The 19,677-nt window shown below is 64.3% G+C and carries 20 protein-coding genes and 1 tRNA gene; 4 read left to right on the top strand and 17 right to left on the bottom strand.

Going from position 1 to position 19,677, the window contains the following annotated elements:
- Positions 1-2 precede the first annotated feature (2 nt).
- From C4S73_RS07755 to C4S73_RS07730, 6 genes are all read right to left on the bottom strand, one after another.
- On the bottom strand, positions 3-2,336 hold the full coding sequence (locus tag C4S73_RS07755; protein ID WP_103871933.1) for a chemotaxis protein CheA: 2,334 nt from the start codon (positions 2,334-2,336) through the stop codon (positions 3-5).
- A 9-nt stretch (positions 2,337-2,345) separates the two neighbouring features.
- Positions 2,346-2,705 (bottom strand): response regulator, encoded by a 360-nt coding sequence (locus C4S73_RS07750; protein ID WP_103871932.1) that lies wholly within the window; start codon positions 2,703-2,705, stop codon positions 2,346-2,348.
- 5 nt (positions 2,706-2,710) lie between these two features.
- Positions 2,711-2,992: an STAS domain-containing protein gene (locus C4S73_RS07745; RefSeq protein ID WP_160115688.1), complete on the bottom strand. Its 282-nt coding sequence runs from the start codon at positions 2,990-2,992 to the stop codon at positions 2,711-2,713.
- A gap of 194 nt (positions 2,993-3,186) precedes the next feature.
- A complete protein-coding gene (locus C4S73_RS07740; RefSeq protein ID WP_103871930.1) occupies positions 3,187-3,654 on the bottom strand; it encodes a response regulator in 468 nt (155 codons plus the stop codon).
- A gap of 200 nt (positions 3,655-3,854) precedes the next feature.
- On the bottom strand, positions 3,855-5,327 hold the full coding sequence (locus C4S73_RS07735; protein WP_103871929.1) for a methyl-accepting chemotaxis protein: 1,473 nt from the start codon (positions 5,325-5,327) through the stop codon (positions 3,855-3,857).
- A gap of 93 nt (positions 5,328-5,420) precedes the next feature.
- Positions 5,421-6,323, bottom strand: coding sequence for a DMT family transporter (locus C4S73_RS07730; protein WP_103871928.1), 903 nt, complete (start codon positions 6,321-6,323; stop codon positions 5,421-5,423).
- 223 nt (positions 6,324-6,546) lie between these two features.
- Here C4S73_RS07730 and C4S73_RS07725 point away from each other — a divergent pair, with 223 nt between their 5' ends.
- Together C4S73_RS07725 and C4S73_RS07720 are read left to right on the top strand one after the other, a co-directional pair.
- The gene (locus C4S73_RS07725) at positions 6,547-7,293 is read left to right on the top strand and encodes a superoxide dismutase (RefSeq protein ID WP_103871927.1); all 747 of its coding nucleotides are present in this window, start codon (positions 6,547-6,549) and stop codon (positions 7,291-7,293) included.
- A gap of 157 nt (positions 7,294-7,450) precedes the next feature.
- Entirely contained in the window at positions 7,451-8,122 is a 672-nt protein-coding gene (locus C4S73_RS07720; protein WP_103871926.1) for a class I SAM-dependent methyltransferase, read from the top strand.
- Positions 8,123-8,171: 49 nt separating this feature from the next.
- Here the strand turns inward: C4S73_RS07720 and C4S73_RS07715 are convergent, their stop codons facing one another.
- The 3 genes from C4S73_RS07715 to C4S73_RS07705 form a co-directional block, all read right to left on the bottom strand.
- A complete protein-coding gene (locus C4S73_RS07715; protein ID WP_103871925.1) occupies positions 8,172-8,555 on the bottom strand; it encodes a YciI family protein in 384 nt (127 codons plus the stop codon).
- Between the two features lie 241 nt (positions 8,556-8,796).
- On the bottom strand, positions 8,797-9,810 hold the full coding sequence (locus tag C4S73_RS07710; RefSeq protein ID WP_425290324.1) for a DUF1254 domain-containing protein: 1,014 nt from the start codon (positions 9,808-9,810) through the stop codon (positions 8,797-8,799).
- 99 nt (positions 9,811-9,909) lie between these two features.
- Positions 9,910-10,743 carry an acid phosphatase gene (locus C4S73_RS07705; RefSeq protein WP_244595492.1) on the bottom strand — a complete coding sequence of 278 codons (834 nt, stop codon included), beginning with the start codon at positions 10,741-10,743 and terminating at the stop codon, positions 9,910-9,912.
- A 149-nt stretch (positions 10,744-10,892) separates the two neighbouring features.
- On the opposite strand from C4S73_RS07705, the gene C4S73_RS07700 reads away from it, so the two are divergent.
- The gene (locus C4S73_RS07700) at positions 10,893-11,894 is read left to right on the top strand and encodes a helix-turn-helix transcriptional regulator (protein ID WP_103871924.1); all 1,002 of its coding nucleotides are present in this window, start codon (positions 10,893-10,895) and stop codon (positions 11,892-11,894) included.
- 38 nt (positions 11,895-11,932) lie between these two features.
- Here the strand turns inward: C4S73_RS07700 and C4S73_RS07695 are convergent, their stop codons facing one another.
- Complete coding sequence (locus C4S73_RS07695; protein WP_244595491.1) at positions 11,933-12,262, bottom strand: DUF6719 family protein; 330 nt, start codon at positions 12,260-12,262, stop codon at positions 11,933-11,935.
- A gap of 597 nt (positions 12,263-12,859) precedes the next feature.
- Positions 12,860-13,000 (bottom strand): hypothetical protein, encoded by a 141-nt coding sequence (locus tag C4S73_RS28160; protein ID WP_160115687.1) that lies wholly within the window; start codon positions 12,998-13,000, stop codon positions 12,860-12,862.
- 197 nt (positions 13,001-13,197) lie between these two features.
- Between C4S73_RS28160 and C4S73_RS28450 the strand changes: the two genes are divergently transcribed.
- The gene (locus tag C4S73_RS28450; protein WP_200827962.1) at positions 13,198-14,004 is read left to right on the top strand and encodes a TIR domain-containing protein; all 807 of its coding nucleotides are present in this window, start codon (positions 13,198-13,200) and stop codon (positions 14,002-14,004) included.
- Between the two features lie 167 nt (positions 14,005-14,171).
- On the opposite strand, the gene C4S73_RS07680 is transcribed toward C4S73_RS28450, so the two are convergent.
- From C4S73_RS07680 to C4S73_RS07655, 6 genes are all read right to left on the bottom strand, one after another.
- Positions 14,172-14,247: transfer RNA gene (locus C4S73_RS07680), tRNA-Ile, on the bottom strand.
- A gap of 123 nt (positions 14,248-14,370) precedes the next feature.
- Positions 14,371-15,009 carry a ferric reductase-like transmembrane domain-containing protein gene (locus C4S73_RS07675; protein ID WP_103871921.1) on the bottom strand — a complete coding sequence of 213 codons (639 nt, stop codon included), beginning with the start codon at positions 15,007-15,009 and terminating at the stop codon, positions 14,371-14,373.
- Complete coding sequence (locus tag C4S73_RS07670) at positions 14,990-15,526, bottom strand: twin-arginine translocation pathway signal (RefSeq protein WP_103871920.1); 537 nt, start codon at positions 15,524-15,526, stop codon at positions 14,990-14,992. Before C4S73_RS07670 ends, C4S73_RS07675 begins: the two co-directional genes overlap by 20 nt.
- Before the next feature lie 274 nt (positions 15,527-15,800).
- Positions 15,801-18,212: a methyl-accepting chemotaxis protein gene (locus tag C4S73_RS07665; protein ID WP_103871919.1), complete on the bottom strand. Its 2,412-nt coding sequence runs from the start codon at positions 18,210-18,212 to the stop codon at positions 15,801-15,803.
- A gap of 509 nt (positions 18,213-18,721) precedes the next feature.
- Positions 18,722-19,132, bottom strand: coding sequence for an acyl-CoA thioesterase (locus tag C4S73_RS07660; protein ID WP_103872398.1), 411 nt, complete (start codon positions 19,130-19,132; stop codon positions 18,722-18,724).
- Positions 19,125-19,490, bottom strand: a complete 366-nt coding sequence (locus C4S73_RS07655; RefSeq protein WP_103871918.1) for a hypothetical protein — start codon at positions 19,488-19,490, stop codon at positions 19,125-19,127. Before C4S73_RS07655 ends, C4S73_RS07660 begins: the two co-directional genes overlap by 8 nt.
- Positions 19,491-19,677: the final 187 nt, after the last annotated feature.

The following is a 19,677-nucleotide window of genomic DNA, read 5'->3' as shown; positions in this document are numbered from 1 at the left end:
GATTATCCAGCCATTTTCAGTGCGGGAACAGGTAGACGGCCGCCGGACGCGGCGAGGCGAAGCATCGAATCGACATCGAGGATGAGGGCGACGAGACCATCGCCGAGAATGGTCGCGGCAGAGGCGCCGTTGACCGTGCCGTAATTGCCTTCGAGGCTCTTCACCACGACCTGCTGCTGGCCGACGATCTCGTCGACCGCGATGCCGACATTGTCGCCCCGCTCGGTCTCGGCGATGATGATGATGTTCTCGTTGGGCGTGCCCGACGACCCCATGACGGCGCCCAGCCGGTACATCGGCGTGACCTCGCCGCGCCAGCGCAGCACTTCCTGGCCGAAGGTCAGGTGCTCGATCGGCGTCGAGGCGAGATGCTGCGTCTCGATCACGCTGGCGATCGGGATGACATAGCGCTCGTCGCCGCAGCGGATGACCATGCCTTCGAGCACAGCCAGCGTCAGCGGCAGAGCGAGCGTGAACTTGCAGCCGCGACCCGGCTCGGAGTCGACGCTGATGCGCCCGCCGAGCGATTCGACATTGCGGCGCACCACATCCATGCCGACGCCGCGCCCGGAGACGTCGCTGATCACTTCGGCGGTCGATAGGCCGGCCGCGAAGATCAGCTGGTCGATCTCTTCCGGCGCGAGCTTCTCGTCCTGCCCGACGAGGCCGCGGGAGCGCGCCTTGGCAAGCAGCCGGTCGCGGCCGATGCCGCGCCCGTCATCGGTGACGGAAATGACGATGCGCCCGGCGCGATGCTCGGCGACGAGCTTGATCGTGCCTTCCGGGCTCTTGCCGGCGGCGATGCGATCTTCCGGCGTCTCCACCCCGTGATCCATCGAATTGCGGATCATATGGGTCAGCGGATCGGCCAGTTCCTCGATGATCGTCTTGTCGACCTCGGTGTTCTCGCCCTCCAGCACGAGGCGGACTTCCTTGCCCAGCGTCTGCGCGAGTTCGCGCACCAGGCGCGGCATGCGCTGGAACACGGCCTTCACCGGCTGCGCGCGCACGGCCATGACATGGTCCTGCAGCTCGCGCGTCTGGCGCGACAGCGTCAGGATGCCTTCCGCCGTCTTGGCATGGACGTCATAGGGCAGCGAGCGCACGCATTCGACCAGCATGGACTGGGTGATCACGATCTCGCCGACGAGGTTCATCAGCTTGTCGATACGGTCGAGATCGACACGCACGCTGACCGCCTGGCGCTGGCGCGCGGCAGCAGCCTCGTTGGCAGGCGGGCGCGGCGCGGGTCTCGGAGCGGCTGGCGCTTCCGCTGCAACCGCGATCTGCCGGGGCGGCTCGGGCTGGATATCGGGCTGCGGCGCAGCGGTAGGCGCCGGGCCGAGCTTCGCCAGAATGGCCGAGAGATCGGCGGCGACTGAGCCGGACACTTCCGGCGCGGGCGCAGACGGCACCGCGATCAACGCCGGCGCATCGTCATTTGCGGGCGCCGAGCCGAGCACCTCGATCTCGAACTCTTCGGCCGCCAGCGTGAAGTCGAAGCGGCTGTAGATATCCTCGACCGACAATTCGGTGCGCAGCATCACGGTGAAGCGCATCCAGCAATCGGTGACGTCGAGGCTCTCCAGCGACGGCACATGGCTGAAATCGCAGGCCACCGACACGATGTCCTCGGCGGGAAGGGAGGCCAGCGCGACGCGCGGCTCGATCACACGGCGGAACAGATCGTTCTCGGGCATGATCCGCAGGCAGATATCGCGGCCAGGCTTGTCGCTGGATTTCGCGGGGGTGGCGAACGCGGGCTCGTCGTCCCAGCCGCTATCGGCAGCCGGCTTGGACGCTGCGCTGCTGGGAGGGGAGACGCCCGTCTTGGCCTCGACCATCGCCAGCAGGTTGCCGAGCGCGGCAATGCCTGGGGGCGCATCGTTGCTCGGCGCCGCAGCGGCCGGCGCGGGAGCCGCTGGAGCAGCCGCAACCACGGGAGCAGCCGCCTGCGGCGCAGCGCCGACCTGCTCGAGAGCATGCAGCAGATCGGGGCGTTCGGTGGCGGGCTCGTCATTGCGTGCCGCATTGACCAGATCGGCGACCGCATCGGAGCAGCGCAGGAACAGGCTGAAAGGCGCATCCTCGAGCGCAACGCGGCCCGAGCGGAGATGGTCGAGCGAGGCCTCGAAGACATGGGAGAAGGCGACGAGCTCGGTGCAACCGAAAGCCCCGGCGCCACCCTTGATCGAGTGGATCGCGCGGAAGGCGGCATTGACGTCTTCGGAATCGGTCGAGCCCTCATCCAGGGCCTGGAGCTTCTGTTCGAGCGCTCCCAGGAGCTCGTCGCATTCCTGGAAGAAGGTCTGCTTCAGTTCCGCCAACGCATCCATAAGCCGGCCTCAGTTCTGATAACGCGCGACGAGGCCGAGCAGCGTATTGGGCTCGAAGGGCTTGACCATCCAGGCGCTGGCGCCGGCGCGGCGGCCTTCCGCCTTGATCTCGGCGCCGTTCTCGGTGGTCAGCACGATGATCGGCGTATTCTGGCCGGCGGGCCGCGCCCTGCAGGCGCGGGTGAACTCGATGCCGTCCATGAGCGGCATATTCAGGTCGGTGATCACGAGATCGGGCTTGAACTGGTCGAAGGTCGTCAGCCCCTCCTCCCCGTTCTCGGCGGCGGCGACCTCATGACCTGCATTTCGCAAAGTCAGGCAGAGCAGGCTCAGCAGGGTCTTGGTATCGTCGATGGCCAGGATTTTCATCCATATCACTCCAGAACGAGAGCGCTTTGAGCGGCATCGAAGCCGATCGCCCGCAAGGATTCGCGGCATTCCGAGGAAGCCGCCTTGAGTGTGACCGAGAGCCCCCGCGCCTTGGCGCTGGTGGCGGCGGCATGAAGAAGCTGGATCCAGAGGCTGGGCAGCGGCCCGGCTCCGGCGCACTCGACAGCAACACTCTCCTTCTGCTCCAGCGCGACCAGTAACTGGTTGCGAAAGGACGCAGCTTCAGAGCGGCCCAGGAAGGGCGGGAGCGACACTGTGATGATCATGGCGGGGCGACCCAGGATTGTGGTTCCGACCATCGGGTCAAATTGGTAAAAATTTCGCTAAGCGGCTGGCCTTGCGTCAACCTTTTGGGCCAGACCAAGGCAAGGTCGATGCCGGTTTCGGCGGCGGCGCGCGACGCTTTGGGTTAACGGCGCCTTTGAAGCCGTATCTCGCGGGTAGCCTCGAAACCGGCTGATCAGAACATGTTGTTGCTGATCGCCCTCGGCACCAGCGAAATGCTGCCGCTCTGCTCGCGGTATTTGCGGGGAATGTTGATGATCCCCGACAGGTGCAGCCACAGATTGTTCGGCGAGATCGGTTTGGTGATGATCTCATGCGCGCCGAGTTTTGCGGCCTGGACCACCGAGCGCCGGTCAGGCCGCTCCATCATCACCAGCACCGGCGCCTTGGCGAAGGGCGATGTCTTGAAAGAGCGGATCGAGGCAAGGCAGCGGATACTGCCGGACTCCGGCAGATCCCAGTCCAGCATCACGATGTTGGGCTGCTTCTGGATGAACATCGTCGCCGCCGAGCCCAGATCGGACGCCTCGAAGATGCGGTGCAGCTGCGCCTGATAGAGCATCGTGCGGATGATGCGACGGTAATGCGGACTGGCGTCGATCAGCAGCACCGAGAGGTTCGGAAAGGAAGGCGCGATGTGCATGGCGCGGGCTCTGAAACTCACTCAACAATGTCACGGCCAGCCTGACGCAAAGCCATGTCTAAATTTCCTGGTCATCCCGGGCGACCGAGGGAGACCCGGGATCCATGCCAGAACACTTCCGATAAACGTTCCGGCATGGATCCGGGGTCTACGCTTCGCTCCGCCCGGGATGACTGCGCGTATTCAATCCCATTCGAGGCCTAAATGTTGAGGCCGAAGCGGAATCCGCCCCAGTGCCGGCCCTTGACCCTGATCGGCGCCGACAGGTCTTCCATCACCAGGAACTGACCGCCGCCCATGTCGCGCCGGTAGGTCTGCAGCAGGAACGGTTTCTGGTTGCGCGCCGCCGCAAGCCCCGTGCGATCGCTGAAGATTCGCCGGTTGCGGCAATTGGCATTGTTCCAGACGGGGTCGCGCCCCTGGGCTTGCGAATATTTCTGGTTATGCGTCGGCAGGAAGCCGTTCCGGTCCACCGCGGCGCAGAAGACGATGCGGCGGTTCGAGCCGAGCAGCTTCTCCTGGATCGACGGCAGCAGGCGGTCGGTCAGCCCGACGAAACGCGTCATGTGCTGCAGCGGGTCCGAGCCGGCGATCGGCTGATAGGCCTCGTCGAACAGCTCGGCCATGGAGAGCTCGCCGCGCGCCAGTGCCTGCTCGAACAGGGCCCCGATCGTCGCCGCCGTTTCCATCGCGGTCGCGATCAGCTCCGATTGCGCCGTGCGCACGCCCGAGGCCGCAATCGCGCCCAGGATGCCCTCGCTGATCGAGACCAGCGCCTCGGTGCGCTGCGAGGCGCGCTCCAGCGTCTCGCTCGATCCGTCCACCCCGGCAGCGAGCTCCGCCAGATCCTGCCCGACCTTGAGGCAGGCGATGGCGTTCTCCCGCGTCGGCCGCGAGATCGTGTCGATATCGCCGATCAGCTCGACGACCGAGCGGCCGAAACTGTCGAGTTCGCCGAGCTGCTGCGAGATGTTCTGGCTCTCGTCGCTGGCGCGCCGCGCGGTCGAGGCATTCTCCTGGCTCCGGCTCGCGAGTTCGTCGACGGCCTTGACCAGCGCATCGAGCTGCCTCGCACTGAGCGCGGTCGCCTCGCGCGTCTGTTCGGCCAGAGTCTTCACGGCCGCCGCGATGACTGCAAAACCGCGCCCCGCCGTGCCGCTGCGCGCCGCTTCCACGCCGGCATTGATCGAGAGCAGCTGGATCTCGCGGGTGATCGACTGGATGGCGTCGCTGGACGCCCGCGCCTTATGAGCGTCGGCGACGGCCTGCGACAGTGCTTCCGACATCGACTGCGCGCCCTGCGAGAGCGCCTCGATATCCGACTGCGCGGCGTTGAGACCGACCTTCACGGCGCCGGTGACGCGCTCGAGACCGCTCCTGACGAGCGACGCCGCAGCCTGCGCATCTTCCGCCGCCTGCTGGATCGACTGATTGGCGCGCGAGACCTGCTCGACGGCCGTGACGACCCGGTGGAGCCCATCGGTCTGTCCCTCGAGCTGGCGGGTCACATCGCCGATGCGGCCGGAAATATCGGTGATCTCGGCGCCAAGCTTGCCAAAACGCTCGGCGATGTCGCGAACGGCGCGCTCGGCACCGGTCTCGCGCGGCACATCCTCATTGGCCGGCCCATCGATAGGGGCCGCCTCGGAGGCCTTCAGAGCCAGTGCGTACATGACGGGGTTGGTTCCTTGGGCCGCAGGATTCCTTCCAGACCGTAGCAAAACGAGGTAAACTGGCCGTTAATGCGGAGAATTCCGCATCAGAGACTATGAGGCAGCCGCAACCTCCCGGCGCGGCCGGGCCGGCAGCATGATCGTGCCCGACGCGGCGACGACGAGCAGCAACCCGATCCAGTCGGTGAGGCTCGGCCGCTCGCCCAGCAGCAGCACCGAGCCGAGCACGCCGACCGCCGGCACCATCAAGGTGCCGATGCTGGCGATACCCGCCGGCAGCCGGGCGATGATCGTGAACCAGAGGAAATAGGCCAGCGCCTGCGCTCCGATGATGTGGAACGAGAGCGCCGCCAGCGTGCGCGGCTGCAGCAGCTTGGGCACGGGCAACCCCTCGAAGACGAGCATGCCTAGACCCGCCACGGCGCCGCCGATCAGCAGTTGCCAGGCCGCGACAGTGAGCGCCGGCGCCGAAACCGGCCAGCGCTTGGTCACGATCGTGCCCAGCGCCCAGCTCACGCTGGCGGCAAGCGCGAGCAACAGGCCAAAGGAGAGCCCTCCTCCCGCAATCAGCGGCAGTCCGAGCGTGGCAAGTCCGGCCACACCCAAAGCCAGCCCGAGCAGCTTGCGCCGGTCGAGCGCCTCGCCGAGCCAGAGCCAGGCCATCAGCGTCGCCCAGATCGGCATGGTGAAGGTCAGGATCGCCGCACGCGAGGTCGGCGCCATCAGCTGCGCGAAGGCGAGCAGGACATTGAAGGCGGCAATCGAGAGCAGGCCGCCAACGACAAGCCGAAGCCATTGCGCACGCGGCACGGCGAGCGACTGCCGGCGCAGCAGCGCAACCGCGACGAGGCTCAGGCCCGCAAAGGTCATGCCTCCGGCCCGCAAGGTCCAGGGGGCGATCTCCGTCAGCGAAATCCGCACCGCCGGCCAATTGAAGCCCCAGAGCAGGCCAAGCAGCGGAATCAGGTAGAGCGATCGGGAGGAGGCGTTCGGCATGGCGCCACTATGGCAGAGATGCCCATTGCCCCGTCATGCGAAACCGGCCCGGCCCTCCCTGCAAAAGCAGCGATGCCGGGCGCCCGTGGCGATGTGTCCGGTGGGCTTGGCGCGCGGAACCCATCGCCGCGCGAAAAGTATACTCCGCTGCATCCATGAGATCGTTATATGCATAACCTTGGGGCAAGGCCGGCCCTGCTGCATCGGCCGATGGAGGATAAACATGAGCATCCCGACTTCGCTTTCCCGCCGCTCGCTCTTCGGCCTTGGTGCAGGCGCCGTCATGGTCGCCGCCGCCCCCAGGGTCTGGGCGCAGGCCGCGGCGCCCGCTGCACCCGCGGGCCCGTTCTCGCTGCCCAAGCGCGCCTATGAGGCCGCCGCGCTGGAGCCGCATATCGACGCGACCACGATGGACATCCACTACACCCGCCACCACGCCGCCTATGTCGCCGGCTTGAACGCCGCCGCCAAGGACAACGGCATGATCGCCAAGACCCCGATCAACGAGCTACTCGCCAATATCACCCAGGTTCCCGAGGCCTTGCGCCCGGCGATCCGCAATGCCGGCGGCGGCCACGCCAACCACACCATGTTCTGGGAGATCATGGGCCCCGGCGCAGGCGGCGCGCCCACCGGCGACGTCGCGGCAGCGATCACCAAGGACCTCGGCGGCTTCGACAAGTTCAAGACCGATTTCGAGGCGGCGGGCCTGCGCGTCTTCGGTTCGGGCTGGGTTTTCGTCACCGTCGACAAGGCGGGCAAGCTCGCTTTGCTCCCCAGGCCCAACCAGGACAGCCCGATCATGGACAAGCATATGGTCCTGTTCGGCAACGACGTCTGGGAGCACGCCTACTACCTGAAATACCAGAACCGCCGCGCCGACTATCTCAAGAACTGGTGGAATGTGGTCAACTGGGCCAAGGTCAACGAACGCTATGCCGCGGCCAAGGCCGGCAAGCTCACGGTCTGACCTCCCGTACATCCAGTCCGCGAGGAGCCGAGGCGGCCTCGCGGACAGCGCCCCGCGAGGCAACCTCAGGACTGGCCGGCCCGCGTTTGCCTTCGCGAGCCGCCCCCCCCAACCCGGACATTCACGAACCGGCTCCGGGTATGATACCCACCCGAGCATGAAGCCATTCTCAGACCCGCAGGCCGTCACGCGCTATGCCGAAGGGCCACCCCGTCTCGTGCCCGGCTTCGCCGACCTGCAGCGCATGGTCATGCTTCTCCTCGCCGAGCGCGCGCCCGACGATGCGCAGGTGCTGGTTCTCGGCGCAGGCGGCGGGCTGGAGATCAAGGCCTTCGCCGAGGCCAAGGCCGGCTGGTCGTTCGATGGGGTCGATCCATCCGCCGCGATGATCGACCTCGCAAAGACGACGCTGGGCCCCCTCGCCGCCCGCACGCAATTGCATCATGGGTTCATCGACAGCGCGCCGGACGGCCCGTTCGATGCCGCGACATGCATCCTGACCCTGCATTTCGTCGAACGCGAGGAGCGCCTGCGCACGCTCAGGGAGGTCCGGCGCCGCCTGAAGCCCGGCGCACCTTTCGCGGTCGCCCATTTCAGCTTCCCGCAGGGCTCTGGCGAGCGTGACCTGTGGCTCGCACGGTATGCCGCCTTCGCGATCGCTTCCGGCGTCGAGCCGTCGCAGGCGGAGAATGCGCGGGCCGCGATCGCGGCGCAATTGCCAATTCTCGCCCCCGAGGACGACGAACAGCTCCTGCGCGATGCCGGTTTCAGCGGGGTCGACCTGTTCTACGCCGGCTTCGCGTTCCGCGGCTGGGTTGCTTACGCCTGACTTTGGCGACGGCGCGCAACAGGCGAGCCTGGCCGCAGCCTCGATCACCTCAGGCTTCTGAATCCCGTTGCCAATCCGCCATCTCGTAGAGCGGCCGGATTTCGATCTCGCTCGGTCCCGGCATCGGATTGGGGCAGCGCTTCACCCAGGCGACCGCCTCGTCCATGTCCTTGACGTCCCAGAGCCAGAAGCCCGCGACCAGCTCCTTGGTTTCGGTAAAAGGCCCGTCGAGGACCGTGCGGCCGCGACCGTCGAACGCAACACGCTTGCCTTTCGAGGAGGGCGTGAGGCCGTCTGCGGTCAGCAATATGCCGGCCTTGCGCAGCTCGTCGTTGAATTTGCCCATCTCCTCCATCGCCGCCATGGCTTCCGCCGTGGGGAGAAAGCCCTTTTCGCTGTCTTCGGTCGCCTTCACCAAAACCATGACGCGCATCGTCCGTCTCCTTGTTTGAGCCAGCCTCATCGGGCCGGCATCGAAACGACGAATGGAGTTTTCGGAAATCGACAGCGTCCTGCAAATTTTATTCGGGCAAAATAGCAGATCCGAGCAGCTGGACCTGCAACGCCCCCCGAACAGCGGGCGACCGCCGTGCCGGTTCCACCATTCGGCCACGGCAAGCTCGGGGGGAAAGTTACCGCTGCTTGCCGGACCAAACGGGCGAAGCTGATGCCTTCTACGACGCAGGCTGCGCCTCCGGCATCTTCCACTTGCCGTTCAGGACCACGGCTTGAGGACGGTAGAGCCGGAATGTGTAATTCCACCCTTGAGTGATCGGCAGGCAGTTCGCGATCTTGCCGTCGCAGCCGCCGAACTGGATGTCGATCGCGCCATCGACGCTCTTCTTGCCGGTGATGCTGTTGACCGAATAGGCGTCGTAATCGTTCTTCTGGAAGAAGCCCTTGTCGTTATAGACGCTGATCGACCAGAACGCGTCGACGGGGACATCCTTGACCCTGAGCTTGTAGACCGTCCTGCCGTCGTTTTTGGCCGGGGTCACCGAGGGGTAGGATGCGTCCTTGTCGGGATTGCCGCCCCAGCCGGCTGCCGTGCCGATCAGGTGGTTGACCGGATCGACCTTTCCCTTCGGCCCGAACGCGTTGGTGAAGCTGCCAGATGCGGCCGACAGCGCTTCGAGCGCATCACGGATCTTTTTCTGTTGAGCCAGGTCCCAGTTCGGGGCCTCGAACTTGCCGACCGACTTCTGCTCCACCTTCAGCGCATCTTGCAGAGCGTGAACCTGCGCGAGGTCCTTGGTGTCGTTGGGATCGACAAGGATACGGACCGCGACGAACACATAGCGGGTACCGACCTTATCCCTGGTGAGCGTCGTGCGGCCCGGCTTGTAGACCACCATCGGGGTGTAATGGTCTTCGCTGATAACCTGCATCGAGACGAAACGCTTGCCGGCATCGGGAAGCGTGATGGTCACCGGGCCGGCATCGAGGTCGAACAGCGCCTGGGAATAGAGCGTGTCCCGGTTCATCCGGACGACGGGCTGGTTGTCGATCGGAGTCGGTACCCTGGTATGAACGAACTTGCCGAGGCCGCCCGCGCCTACCGTTTTGCTCATATAGAAGTCGGTCTCGGCTCGCTTGAAGTTGTCGACATTGACCGGAACCGGCTGTGCGGACGCCACGCATGGCGCGAGAGCCAGGAAACTCAGGCTGTAGACCATCGTCATTCGCATTGAACGGTACCTCATTGGCATTCTTGATGCATTTGCTCATCGGGCAAGACCGGATGGGTCCACGCCGGTGCTTCGGCTGATCGTCGGCTGTGATGCGCCCTACCGCGCGGACAGCGCGGCAGCCTCCGCGGCGCATTCGGGCGTCGAGGACACCGGCTTCGCCTTCGCCGCCTTCACCTCCGCTTTCGCGGCCTTGAGATCGGCGAGGAAAGTCGCATCGGTCTGCAGCCGTGCGACCGTCGCCGCGCCCATGATCCGGCCCGCATCGACATCGCTCTGCCAATGCGCGTCGCAGATCACGCGGCTCTGCCCGAATTCGATGCCGCGCTTGAGCAGCGCATCCGCGCGCTCGGGATTGATCTGCGCGAACACGAGAGCCCAGCCCCAACCGGCCGCGGTGTGGCCGGACGGGTAGGAGCCGTCGCTCCGCAGGATCACCTCCTGATCCGCCCGGCAGGTCGCTTCGTTGTGCACCACGAAGGGGCGGACCCGGTTGTATCTGTTCTTCACGCCATAGGTGGAGAGGCCGAAATCCGACAGCGTCTTCAGCATCATCGCGTGGAGGCGCGGGGTCTGCTTGCTGTCGATCCTGACACCCATGGCGCAGGAGAAGTTGTCGGCCGCCTGCGGAAAGGCGAGATCGGCGTCGGTGTAGGCGAGCTTCCAGCGCTCGGTGTTGCGCAGGGGAAGCGTCGCTTGGCGCGCTTCCTCGTCCCGGGCCAGCGCAGCGGAGCCCTTCTCGGGTGGCGGGCCGAGCAGGACGAGACTGTCCGGCAGCTCGGACCGCTTGAGATAGCCGGGCGCGATCTTGAAATGCGGGTCGGTGACCTTGGACTGCGTTTCGCCCGCCTGCGCCAGGGCCTGCCCGCAGAGCGCGAGCAGCGCAAGCAGGGAAATATGCGCGGCCCGAACCGCATTCCCGGTCATCGACATGTCCAGTTCCTTTCGACATCGCTGCCGCCGCCGGCATTTCGTGCATGGGCAGCCTGTCCGTCTTGCCATTTCGCGCCAATCACGACCGGCTATTCTCTACCCTGCCGGTCGCGATTCCTCCGGGATTCGGTCTTGTGAAAGGAGGTCCGATGGCTGATATCCCTTTGACGCGCGGCCAGTTCCTGCTGCCCTTCGTCAGCATCCTCGACGATATCGGCGCCCCCACGGAGACGCTTCTGGAGCGCGCCCGGCTGCCATCGTCCCTGGCCGAAAAGAGCAATCTATACCTGCCGCTCCTGCCGGCGCTGCGCTTCGTCGAAACCGCCCAGAGAACCCAGGGCATCGCGGATTTCGGCTTTCTCGCTGCACAACGCCTGCATTTCTCCCATATGAGGGAGGAAACACGGGCCCTGATCGCGCATTCACCGACGCTGCTCGTCGCGCTCCGCCACGCCTGTTATTGGGCGTCGCGGGAAGACACCATTTTGAGCATGTGGATCGAACATGACGCGGATCATGTGCGGGTCTGCAGCAGGCTTGCCGGGACACAGGGGCTGCTGCATCTGAAATACGCGCAATGGATCCAGAACATTTTCGCGGTCTACATCATCAGGCAATTCGCAGCGCCTGACTGGATGCCGACGGCGATCGCCTTTGAATCGTCTTATACGCCGAGCCCGGCGACGCGAGCCTTTTGGCCGAATGTACGGTTTTTATCGGGCCAGCATGCCGCCTGGATCAGCCTGCCGATCGCGCTCCTCAGCCTCCCCAACCGTTCGACCGCCCTGTTTGCACCGCCGCGCGACAGCCAGGACGGCCCTTCCGCCTACGACATCGTCGAATTGCTCAAGCTGATGCTGCCGGCCTATCTAGACGACGGAAAAACGGCTCTTGCCGACATCGCCGAGATCGCGGGCGTCAGCACGCGGACGCTTCAGCGCAAGCTCGCCCTTATCGGACTGTCCTACTCGGACATACTCGACACTGTCAGATACGAGAACGCGAGCCGGCTGCTGCGCGACACCGATTGCAGGATCATCGACGTCGCCTTTTCCTCCGGCTACACCGATCCCGCACATTTCAGCCGCGCCTTCCGCCGGATGACGGGCGTGACGCCGCGCCAGTTTCGGGAGCAGTCGCAGTTCGGCTAGGCACGGCTCGACCACGACGGGTCGCAAGCGCACGATGCTCAGATGCGCGGAATACAGCGGCGCTCGCGCTCGGTGGATTGGCCCTGACGACCTCTTCGGCCTGGATTCGTGCCGCCGGTGACCTCAAGAATTTGCCCGCGCGGGCACCTGCCATTGTCGACCAGCACCTTTTGCCCGGGGCTTATCAATCCCTTGGCGGGCTCCCGGCTGTGGATTTGCTGGGCGGCCGCGGGACCAGCCAGCAAAATCAACGAAACGGCAAAGCCCGGAGCCCCGAGGCGTGTCATTGGCAGTCCCCCAATTTTGGAAGACGGTATCATGCGTGGCATATCCACGACAGTCGACTTAAAGCGGATACTGCCCGTCAACGGCATCTCCCTTACGTCGCACCTCGCGAACGTCAGCATATCTGAACAACGCCCCACGTCCGCGCACGAGCGGCGCGAGCCGATTGGTCCAGGCGATCGACTTCAACTTCAGCAATCGCCCCAAGCCGGACCTTAGGCATGTCTGCTTTCGGTTGTCGCCGTTGTGCCTGCCATCATGTTACAACGAAACCCGGCACGTCGATCTCACCTCGCAGATCGTCCCAGGGGACGGTTTTCCGACTTCATGGTCGGACGAATGGTAGGCGAAAAGCGGGCCTGTCCGAAGAAGACGTCTAGCGCTGGTTCCGGAATGTAATGATGGAGTTTGCTGTGCTGAAACGAGGTATCACCGTGGTGCTCATCCTTCTCGGGCCGGTCGGTTGCGTCACACAGGATACCGTTCCCAGCAAAAGAGCGGATGGGCCGGCCTATATGCAGCCGGGCGTTGGCGCGCCTGCTCGTCAGACAGACATGTTCGGGAATGCCTTTCGGTAATTGAAGAAGGGTCCCGTTCGTCCGTATCCTGGATACCTCCTGCGCAGCGTTCAGGGGACCGCGCAACCCTGATGAGGCGCGCGCGGCAAGCTGGCCTTCCGGTCAGAGCCAGCCATAGCGTTCTGAACCGGGCTTTATGTCGAGATCATACTTGGCGATGAATTCCGCGATCTTCTCCAGCGTGATCGAGAACTCCGGCAAAGCGGGACCGGCGGCTAGGGCCGATTTGTCCTCAGCGCTCAAGCGGCCTGATGCAGCGATCTGCTCCGCGCTGATCGAATAGTGCTTGGAAATGCTGCCTCAACAGCGCACGGATATCATCATAGCGCGTACCCCGCTTTGCACCGGCCTCAATCAACGTTTCCGCTGACTGGCTAGGCTCATCAAGTGCTAGATAGAGGTTACGCAAGTGCCGCACATCGAATCACTGGAGCAGTGTGTTGAACAAGCCGAAGGAGAAGATTGAGCAGTTGCTGTCTATCGGATTGAAATTCACATTTGAGAATTTTTCATCAAAATCACAATACGGCAACACGAAGGCTTTCACCTCGGACTGGGTAGCTTGGAGAACACGGGTAAGTGGAGCGATTGAAAATTTGTTCGAGCCTAAATCTGCTCCAATCAGGTTGATTCAAGCGGCAAACTCTGTTGTTCTCATTGGAAATAGTAACGATAAATTTGACCAGGCAAAATCATACTATATCGGAGCACTTCAAGCCGCACTACAAGTTCTGGAGCAAGACACATTTGGTGAGGTAATTCTGGATCGTACGGACGCGACAGCGCCAATGGCCTTGTCAAACAAAGTTTTTGTTGTTCACGGGCATGATGAGAAGGCTAAACAGGATCTTGAAATACTGCTAGCGGAGATGGGTCTTGAACCTATCGTCCTTCACCGACAGGCTGATGGTGGACGCACGCTGATCGAGAAGTTCGAGCACTACTCAGATGTTGGCTTCGCAGTTATCCTGCTGACACCAGACGAAGTGGCATACCTAACGCCCGAGGATCTTAAACCTGATACCGAACGAAAAAAAGAACAGCGAGCTAGGCCAAACGTAATATTCGAATTTGGATTCTTTGTTGGTCGCCTTGGTCGATCAAGGACATGCTGCTTATATAGGGGAGACGTAGTCTTACCCAGCGACTTAAGTGGATTGATATACAAACGCTTTGATCGGTCGATAGAAGATATCGCGTGGGCTCTTACAAAAGAACTAAAGGCCGCCGGCTATAAACTGAAATAATAATACTAAAATATTGCCTAAGATTTGAGGTTCGAGACATTACATCCGAGATATAAAGCCGCCATGAATCACACCAGCTGCAATAACTGAAGATAGGTCGGATTGAACACCTGAATGCCTCACCAGAATGCCCCACCGGCAGAGACATGGGACTAAGGCACTGAAAATGGTGGGCCGGGCCGGACTCGAACCGGCACCGGCGCTGTTATGAGCAGCGAGCTCTAACCATTGAGCTACCGGCCCGCGGCAGCCGTAGCATTCGGCCGGCAATGTGCGCAACGGCCAATATGCGCAGGTCTTCGAACGCGCCCGCGCGGCCCACGACGAGCGGATGGCCATGCGGGGCGCGCCCAGATGCGGGGCCGCCTATGCGCTTTGCAGTTTCCGGCGGCGGCGCAATGGGCCGAAGAGGTTGATCTCCAACGCGCCGGCCGTCGTCGTCGCAAGGGCAGCGGCGCAAACGGCCAATTTGGAGAATTCCTCCATCGCCCCTTCGATCAGCACGGCGTGAATGACGCCGGCGCTGACGATCGCCACCGCAAGGACACTATGAAGAACGCGCCACCATCGCTTGGCGAGGCCCAGCCGTCGCCGGGTCGCGACCAGCAGGACCGTCAGCACCAGGCACCACAGGCTGATCACCCCGTAGAGCGAGAACGGCGTGGGCGCCACCAGCAACAGCGCGTCGGTGATGTCATCGGGGCTGTAGAGATAGAGCGCTCCGATATGCAGGCCGACCAGGACGGCAATCGCGATGCCGGCCCAGCGGTGCCAGAGGGTTCCCGATCTCGCCGGCAGCAAGGCCGGCGCAGCCGCCTTCAGGAGAGGTTGCACGAACAGCAGGCTCAACGCCACGACGCCAGCCATGCCACCTGTAACCCAGAGCAGTTCGCGGCCTGCCTGCAACGGGCTCGCCGCAGCCGCGATGACCGGCACCGCAGCAACGGCAAGGATGACGGTCCACGCAGCCAGCCGGCCGCGTGCCTCAACTCGGGCGGGGCGCATTCGGCGAGGCAGGCGCGAGCACGAAGTCTACATTCATGGTCTTGTCGTGCCGGCTGTTCAGCACTGGCCTGAGAAACAGGGTGGCAAAGCCGGGATCGTCATAGGCGATATGGATATGGGGCTGCCCGAACTGGGGAACGATCGGCGAGGTCTCGAGCCGGTAGCGCCCCTGATCGTCGGTCATGACGCTGCCGCGATTGCTGGGAACGCGTTCCCCGCCCCGCTCGGTGGCGGCCCATATCTGGACGCGAACATTGCGCAGCGGCTCGCCATTGCCGGCCTTGCGCACCAGCCCCGAGACGACGAAGCCCGTGCCGAGATTCTCCACCAGCGGGGCGTTGGGTTCGTAGTTGTTTGCGCCGCCCGCCATGGCTTCGGTAGGCTTGTAGGAGCCGCCTGCTGGCTGCGATTGCGCGTCGGCGGACACAAGAAAGCGCGGCAGCAGGCCGACCGCACCAGCTGCCACTGCGCCGGTGAGAAGAAGCCTGCGGTTTGCGAAAATGGTTTTCCCGGTCATTGTCTGGTTCTCGCGATGCGTCTGACTGGAAGAAGCCTGAGCCTGGACATCGTGCCGCGAAGGACGTGAAGCGCCGCCCACTCGCCGCAGCTTGCATGCCTGACTTCTTGCCTGATTTAAGGACCGGCCGCGGCCGAAGTCCATTGGCCCCCGCCGCAACAAGGGGCGAGGCGCCATCACCTTCGCGTTATCCAGCCAACGCTCGCCCCCCAATGGAAACGCCGCCGCTCGGAGGAGCGGCGGCGCTTTGCAAGCAAGTTGGGGGTACGCCGGATCAAGCAGCGCGGGCGATCTGGCCTTCCCCTGCATGAGCAGCGACATGGCCTTCGCGGAAGCTGAAGCGGGCAATGTGCTCGGTCAGCGCGCGGGTCTGTTCGTCGGTCAGCGCCAGCGCCGCATTGGTCTCCTCGACCAGCGCCGCGTTCTGATGCGCCATCGTGCCGATGCCGTCGATCTCATGGTTGATCGCCGAGACATCGGTCGCCTGGCTCTTGGCGGTCTGCGAGATGCCGTTCATCAGCCCGGTCAGGTCGTTGACCGAGGCGACGATCGCCTCGAACATCGCCGAGGTCTCCTCGACCAGGCCGACGCCGACCTTGACGTCGCCATGGGCGGCCTCGACCAGCTTCTTGACGTCATTGGACGCATCGGCCGAGCGCTTGGCCAGGCTGCGCACCTCGGTCGCGACCACCGCGAAACCGCGCCCGCTATCGCCGGCACGGGCCGCCTCGACAGCAGCGTTGAGCGCCAGCAGATTGGTCTGGAAGGCGATCTCGTCGATCATCGCGATGACCTCGGAAATCTTGCTGGAGGAGGAGCGGATGCGGTGCATCGCCTCCAGCGCCGAGGCGACGACCTTCTCGCCCTGCTGGGCCCGCGCTTCGGCGCCCTCGGCCATGCCGGTCGCCTGGGCGGCGTCGGTCGCGGTCTTGCGGACCGTGCCTGCGAAAGCGCCGAGCTGGTTCGTCGCCATCGAGACGGCGTTGCTTTCCTCGCTGGTGCGCTCGGCGAGATCGGTGACGCCGTCGAGGATTTCGCTGGTCGCGCTGCGAACCGCAGAGACCGTCTCCGACAACCGGGCGAGCGTGCTCTCGAACTCGTCGGCGAGGCCGTTGGCGCCGTTCTTGAGCTCGGCGAAAGCGCCCTGATAGAGGCCCTCGACACGGGTCGAGAGATGGCCGGCCGACAATTCCGCCAGCACGTCGCAGGTCTCGGACAGGCCGGTCTGCACGGTTTCCAGCAGCGCATTGACCGAACCGGCCAGCGCGTTCAGCTCGGCATCGGCGAAGGTCGCCGACACCCGCTGGCCGAAATCGCCGGCGGCTGCCGCCGCAACGACCTGACCGAAGGCCGCGCCGAGTTCCTGCATCATCTCGCGGCGGCGATGCTGCGCCAGGGCTTCGTCCTCGATCTTGGCAGCTTCGGCCGCGCGCAGCGCCACCGCATTGTCGCGGAAGAGCAGCACGCTCTTCGAGATGTCGGAGATCTCGTCATTGCCCTTGGTGTCGACGACCGTCTCCAATGCACCATCGGCAATGGCGCGGGTCGCGGCCCAGAGCCGGTTGAGGCGGCCTACGATCATCGGGCGCACATAGAACAGCGACAGCGCCAGCGCGATCAGCAGCGAGCCGATGCCGATGGTGCCGAGCCAGATCTTGCTCTGGTCGATCAGCTTGCGGGTCGCCTCGCCGGAGGCGACTGCTTCGCTGCGCGCGGTGGTCACGAGTTCGCCGACCTGGCGGCGAACGGCATCCGCCACAGCATGGGTCTGCTTGAGACCGGCCTCGATCGCGGCGCGCGTGACGAGATCGCGTTCGCGGATGGCAATCAGCCCCCCTGGACCCTCGCCGAGATCGATCACCGCATTGACCACCTGGCTCCGCGCCGGGTTGGCCTGGAGCTTGTCGGCCGCGGCGAGGATGCCACGAAGCTGGCTCAAGATCGCGTTGAAGCGCGACTTCGCATTGTCGAGCTTCTCGCGGTTGTCGATCTGCGAGATCTCACGGAGCAGCCCTACCATCTCGCTCACCTGGAGCTGAAGCGACTGGGCCGTCTGCAGGGCCGCGAGATCCTTGTCGATGATGCCGGCCAGTGCTTCCTCGATCTCCTTGCCGGTGAGCTGGGTCGCGCTGGCGATGTTCATCTTGACGTTGAACTGCGCATCCCCGGTCTCGAAATCGGCAAGCGCGGTGAAGCCTTCACGAGCCTTGGAGAGCTTTTCGAGCGCCCCGTTCTGCTCGGATGCGCTGCGAAGCCGCTGGCCGGTCAGGTCGTTGATGTCGTTGATCTGGCGCGACAGCGCGTCGATCGCCTTCTCCGTCTTGACCTTGTCGACATTGCCGTGCGTGCCAATGCGGCGCAGCAGATCCATCTGCTGCGCCTCGACCTTGTCGAGCTCCGTGGTCAACACCGAGCGCTGCTGGGTCGTCTCGATCTCGCTGAAACGCGCCGCGAGCGCGGTCGACTGCGTGGCCGCCTGGGACAGCTCGAGCGCGAGCTCGACGACCGGCATCTTGCGCTGGATCATGTCATCGACCGTATGGTCGACGCTGTCATAGGACAGCCAGGCGACGAGCGAGGCGACGATCGTCAGAGCGGTCATGACGCCCAGCGCCGCATAGATGCGTGCGGCAATGCCGATGCGCAGCGGCTTTTGCTCGCGCGTGGGCTTCTTGGCCTTCGTCATGGATCGCTCTCCGGATACTAGGCTACGCAAGGAACTGAACGGTCACGTGAGGAAGGCTGCCCGCCTGCGCGCTTCCGTCCCGAACGGGCCGGACGCGACTGCACCACAGGAATCCGGGCGCAGGCGCGAAAGCGCTGCGGCCGACGATCTGTGACGCGACAAAGAGCATGAAATTCCCCCGACCCGGCCATTCGGCCTTGGGTCTGTCGGGGCTCAAGATCACGCAGATGCGTTTAAAGAACGCTTAATGAGGCGGATTCTTCTGAATCACTGCGCGGAGGGGCTGCTTCATGTTCCGTTAGGACCTGTGTCCCCGGGAGCCCCACATTTCGCGCTGGAGCATGCTGTTTTGGCTGGGAACCCCGTCGTCATCCTGGGGCGTAGCGAAGCGGAGGCCCGGGATCCATCGTAGGGCTGCGAACTTCTACGATGGATCCCGGAGCTGCGCGGCTTCGCCGCTTGTCCAGGATGACGACGTGGTTCCGAGCATGAAAGACAGATGGCAGCGCTCAGCTTTCCGGCAGTTTCGGCACGGGGCGCGGGCGCCCCTCCTCGTCGATCGCGACGAAGGTGAAGGTGGCGTCGGTGACCTTCTCATGCAGCGTGGTACGGAAGCGCCGGGCCCAGGCCTCGACATGGATCTTCATCGAGGTGCGGCCGATCGACTCCACCTCGGTATAGACGCTGAGCACGTCGCCGACCTTGACCGGCCGGATGAAGGTCATGGCGTCGACTGCGATCGTCACCACCCTGCCCTGCGCCCGGTCGACGCCGGCAATGCCGCCAGCCGCATCCATCCGCGACATCACCCAGCCGCCGAAAATGTCGCCATTGGCGTTGGTGTCGGCCGGCATCGCGTTGACGCGCACGGTGAGGTCCCCGCGCGGCTCTTCCTCGGGCGTCAGGCCAGGCTCAGTCATCGTCATTCTTTCCCTGTTCGACATGGAAGCGGTGAAGCACATGGTGGAATATCGGCGCCAGCACGAACCCGGTCGCGATCACCACGAACAGGCCCGAGAACAGCGCATAGCTGCCGGCGAAGAACTTGCCGCCCTCCGTCTTGAGCTGGTCCACCGGGCCCATGCCGGACAGGATCATAGCCGCATTCACATAAGCGTCGATGGCGCTCATGCCCTCGGTCGCCATGTAGCCGACCATGCCGATCGCCATCCCGACCACGGCCAGGCCAAGCCAGACGGCAAGCGCGCGCGCTAGATTGCGGGCGAAGCGCCGGCGTGCTTCCGCGGGAGTGACGGCGCGCCGCCGCGCGACCGCCATCAGACCCGGCCCAGCCCAGCCCTGACCTGGGCGGCACCAGCCGCGAGCCAGGCGGGCTTGGGCAGGTGGCCGGCGATCATGGTCAAGAGCATGGACGACTCTCCCGGAAGACTTGTGGTTGCATCGACATCGGACGCGCGGCAGGCTCCCGTCAAGCGGAAGCCTGAAAGCTCGCTCCGGGGAGGAA

The sequence above is a fragment of the Allobosea lathyri genome, assembly GCF_900108245.1.
Classification (GTDB): domain Bacteria; phylum Pseudomonadota; class Alphaproteobacteria; order Rhizobiales; family Beijerinckiaceae; genus Allobosea; species Allobosea lathyri.
This window is presented reverse-complemented; position numbering and strand designations above follow the sequence as displayed.

What these genes read in the sequence shown, in the direction of transcription:
- C4S73_RS07675 (WP_103871921.1), bottom strand. Translation starts at nt 15,009, where the DNA reads ATGCGCCCCGCCCGAGTTGAGGCACGCGGCCGGCTGGCTGCGTGGACC.
- C4S73_RS07660 (WP_103872398.1), bottom strand. Translation starts at nt 19,132, where the DNA reads ATGACTGAGCCTGGCCTGACGCCCGAGGAAGAGCCGCGCGGGGACCTC.
- C4S73_RS07730 (WP_103871928.1), bottom strand. Translation starts at nt 6,323, where the DNA reads ATGCCGAACGCCTCCTCCCGATCGCTCTACCTGATTCCGCTGCTTGGC.
- C4S73_RS07720 (WP_103871926.1), top strand. Translation starts at nt 7,451, where the DNA reads ATGAAGCCATTCTCAGACCCGCAGGCCGTCACGCGCTATGCCGAAGGG.
- C4S73_RS07755 (WP_103871933.1), bottom strand. Translation starts at nt 2,336, where the DNA reads ATGGATGCGTTGGCGGAACTGAAGCAGACCTTCTTCCAGGAATGCGAC.
- C4S73_RS07655 (WP_103871918.1), bottom strand. Translation starts at nt 19,490, where the DNA reads ATGGCGGTCGCGCGGCGGCGCGCCGTCACTCCCGCGGAAGCACGCCGG.
- C4S73_RS07700 (WP_103871924.1), top strand. Translation starts at nt 10,893, where the DNA reads ATGGCTGATATCCCTTTGACGCGCGGCCAGTTCCTGCTGCCCTTCGTC.
- C4S73_RS07670 (WP_103871920.1), bottom strand. Translation starts at nt 15,526, where the DNA reads ATGACCGGGAAAACCATTTTCGCAAACCGCAGGCTTCTTCTCACCGGC.
- C4S73_RS07740 (WP_103871930.1), bottom strand. Translation starts at nt 3,654, where the DNA reads ATGCACATCGCGCCTTCCTTTCCGAACCTCTCGGTGCTGCTGATCGAC.
- C4S73_RS07715 (WP_103871925.1), bottom strand. Translation starts at nt 8,555, where the DNA reads ATGCGCGTCATGGTTTTGGTGAAGGCGACCGAAGACAGCGAAAAGGGC.
- C4S73_RS07705 (WP_244595492.1), bottom strand. Translation starts at nt 10,743, where the DNA reads ATGTCGATGACCGGGAATGCGGTTCGGGCCGCGCATATTTCCCTGCTT.
- C4S73_RS07665 (WP_103871919.1), bottom strand. Translation starts at nt 18,212, where the DNA reads ATGACGAAGGCCAAGAAGCCCACGCGCGAGCAAAAGCCGCTGCGCATC.
- C4S73_RS07745 (WP_160115688.1), bottom strand. Translation starts at nt 2,992, where the DNA reads ATGATCATCACAGTGTCGCTCCCGCCCTTCCTGGGCCGCTCTGAAGCT.
- C4S73_RS07710 (WP_425290324.1), bottom strand. Translation starts at nt 9,810, where the DNA reads ATGCGAATGACGATGGTCTACAGCCTGAGTTTCCTGGCTCTCGCGCCA.
- C4S73_RS07735 (WP_103871929.1), bottom strand. Translation starts at nt 5,327, where the DNA reads ATGTACGCACTGGCTCTGAAGGCCTCCGAGGCGGCCCCTATCGATGGG.
- C4S73_RS07750 (WP_103871932.1), bottom strand. Translation starts at nt 2,705, where the DNA reads ATGAAAATCCTGGCCATCGACGATACCAAGACCCTGCTGAGCCTGCTC.
- C4S73_RS07725 (WP_103871927.1), top strand. Translation starts at nt 6,547, where the DNA reads ATGAGCATCCCGACTTCGCTTTCCCGCCGCTCGCTCTTCGGCCTTGGT.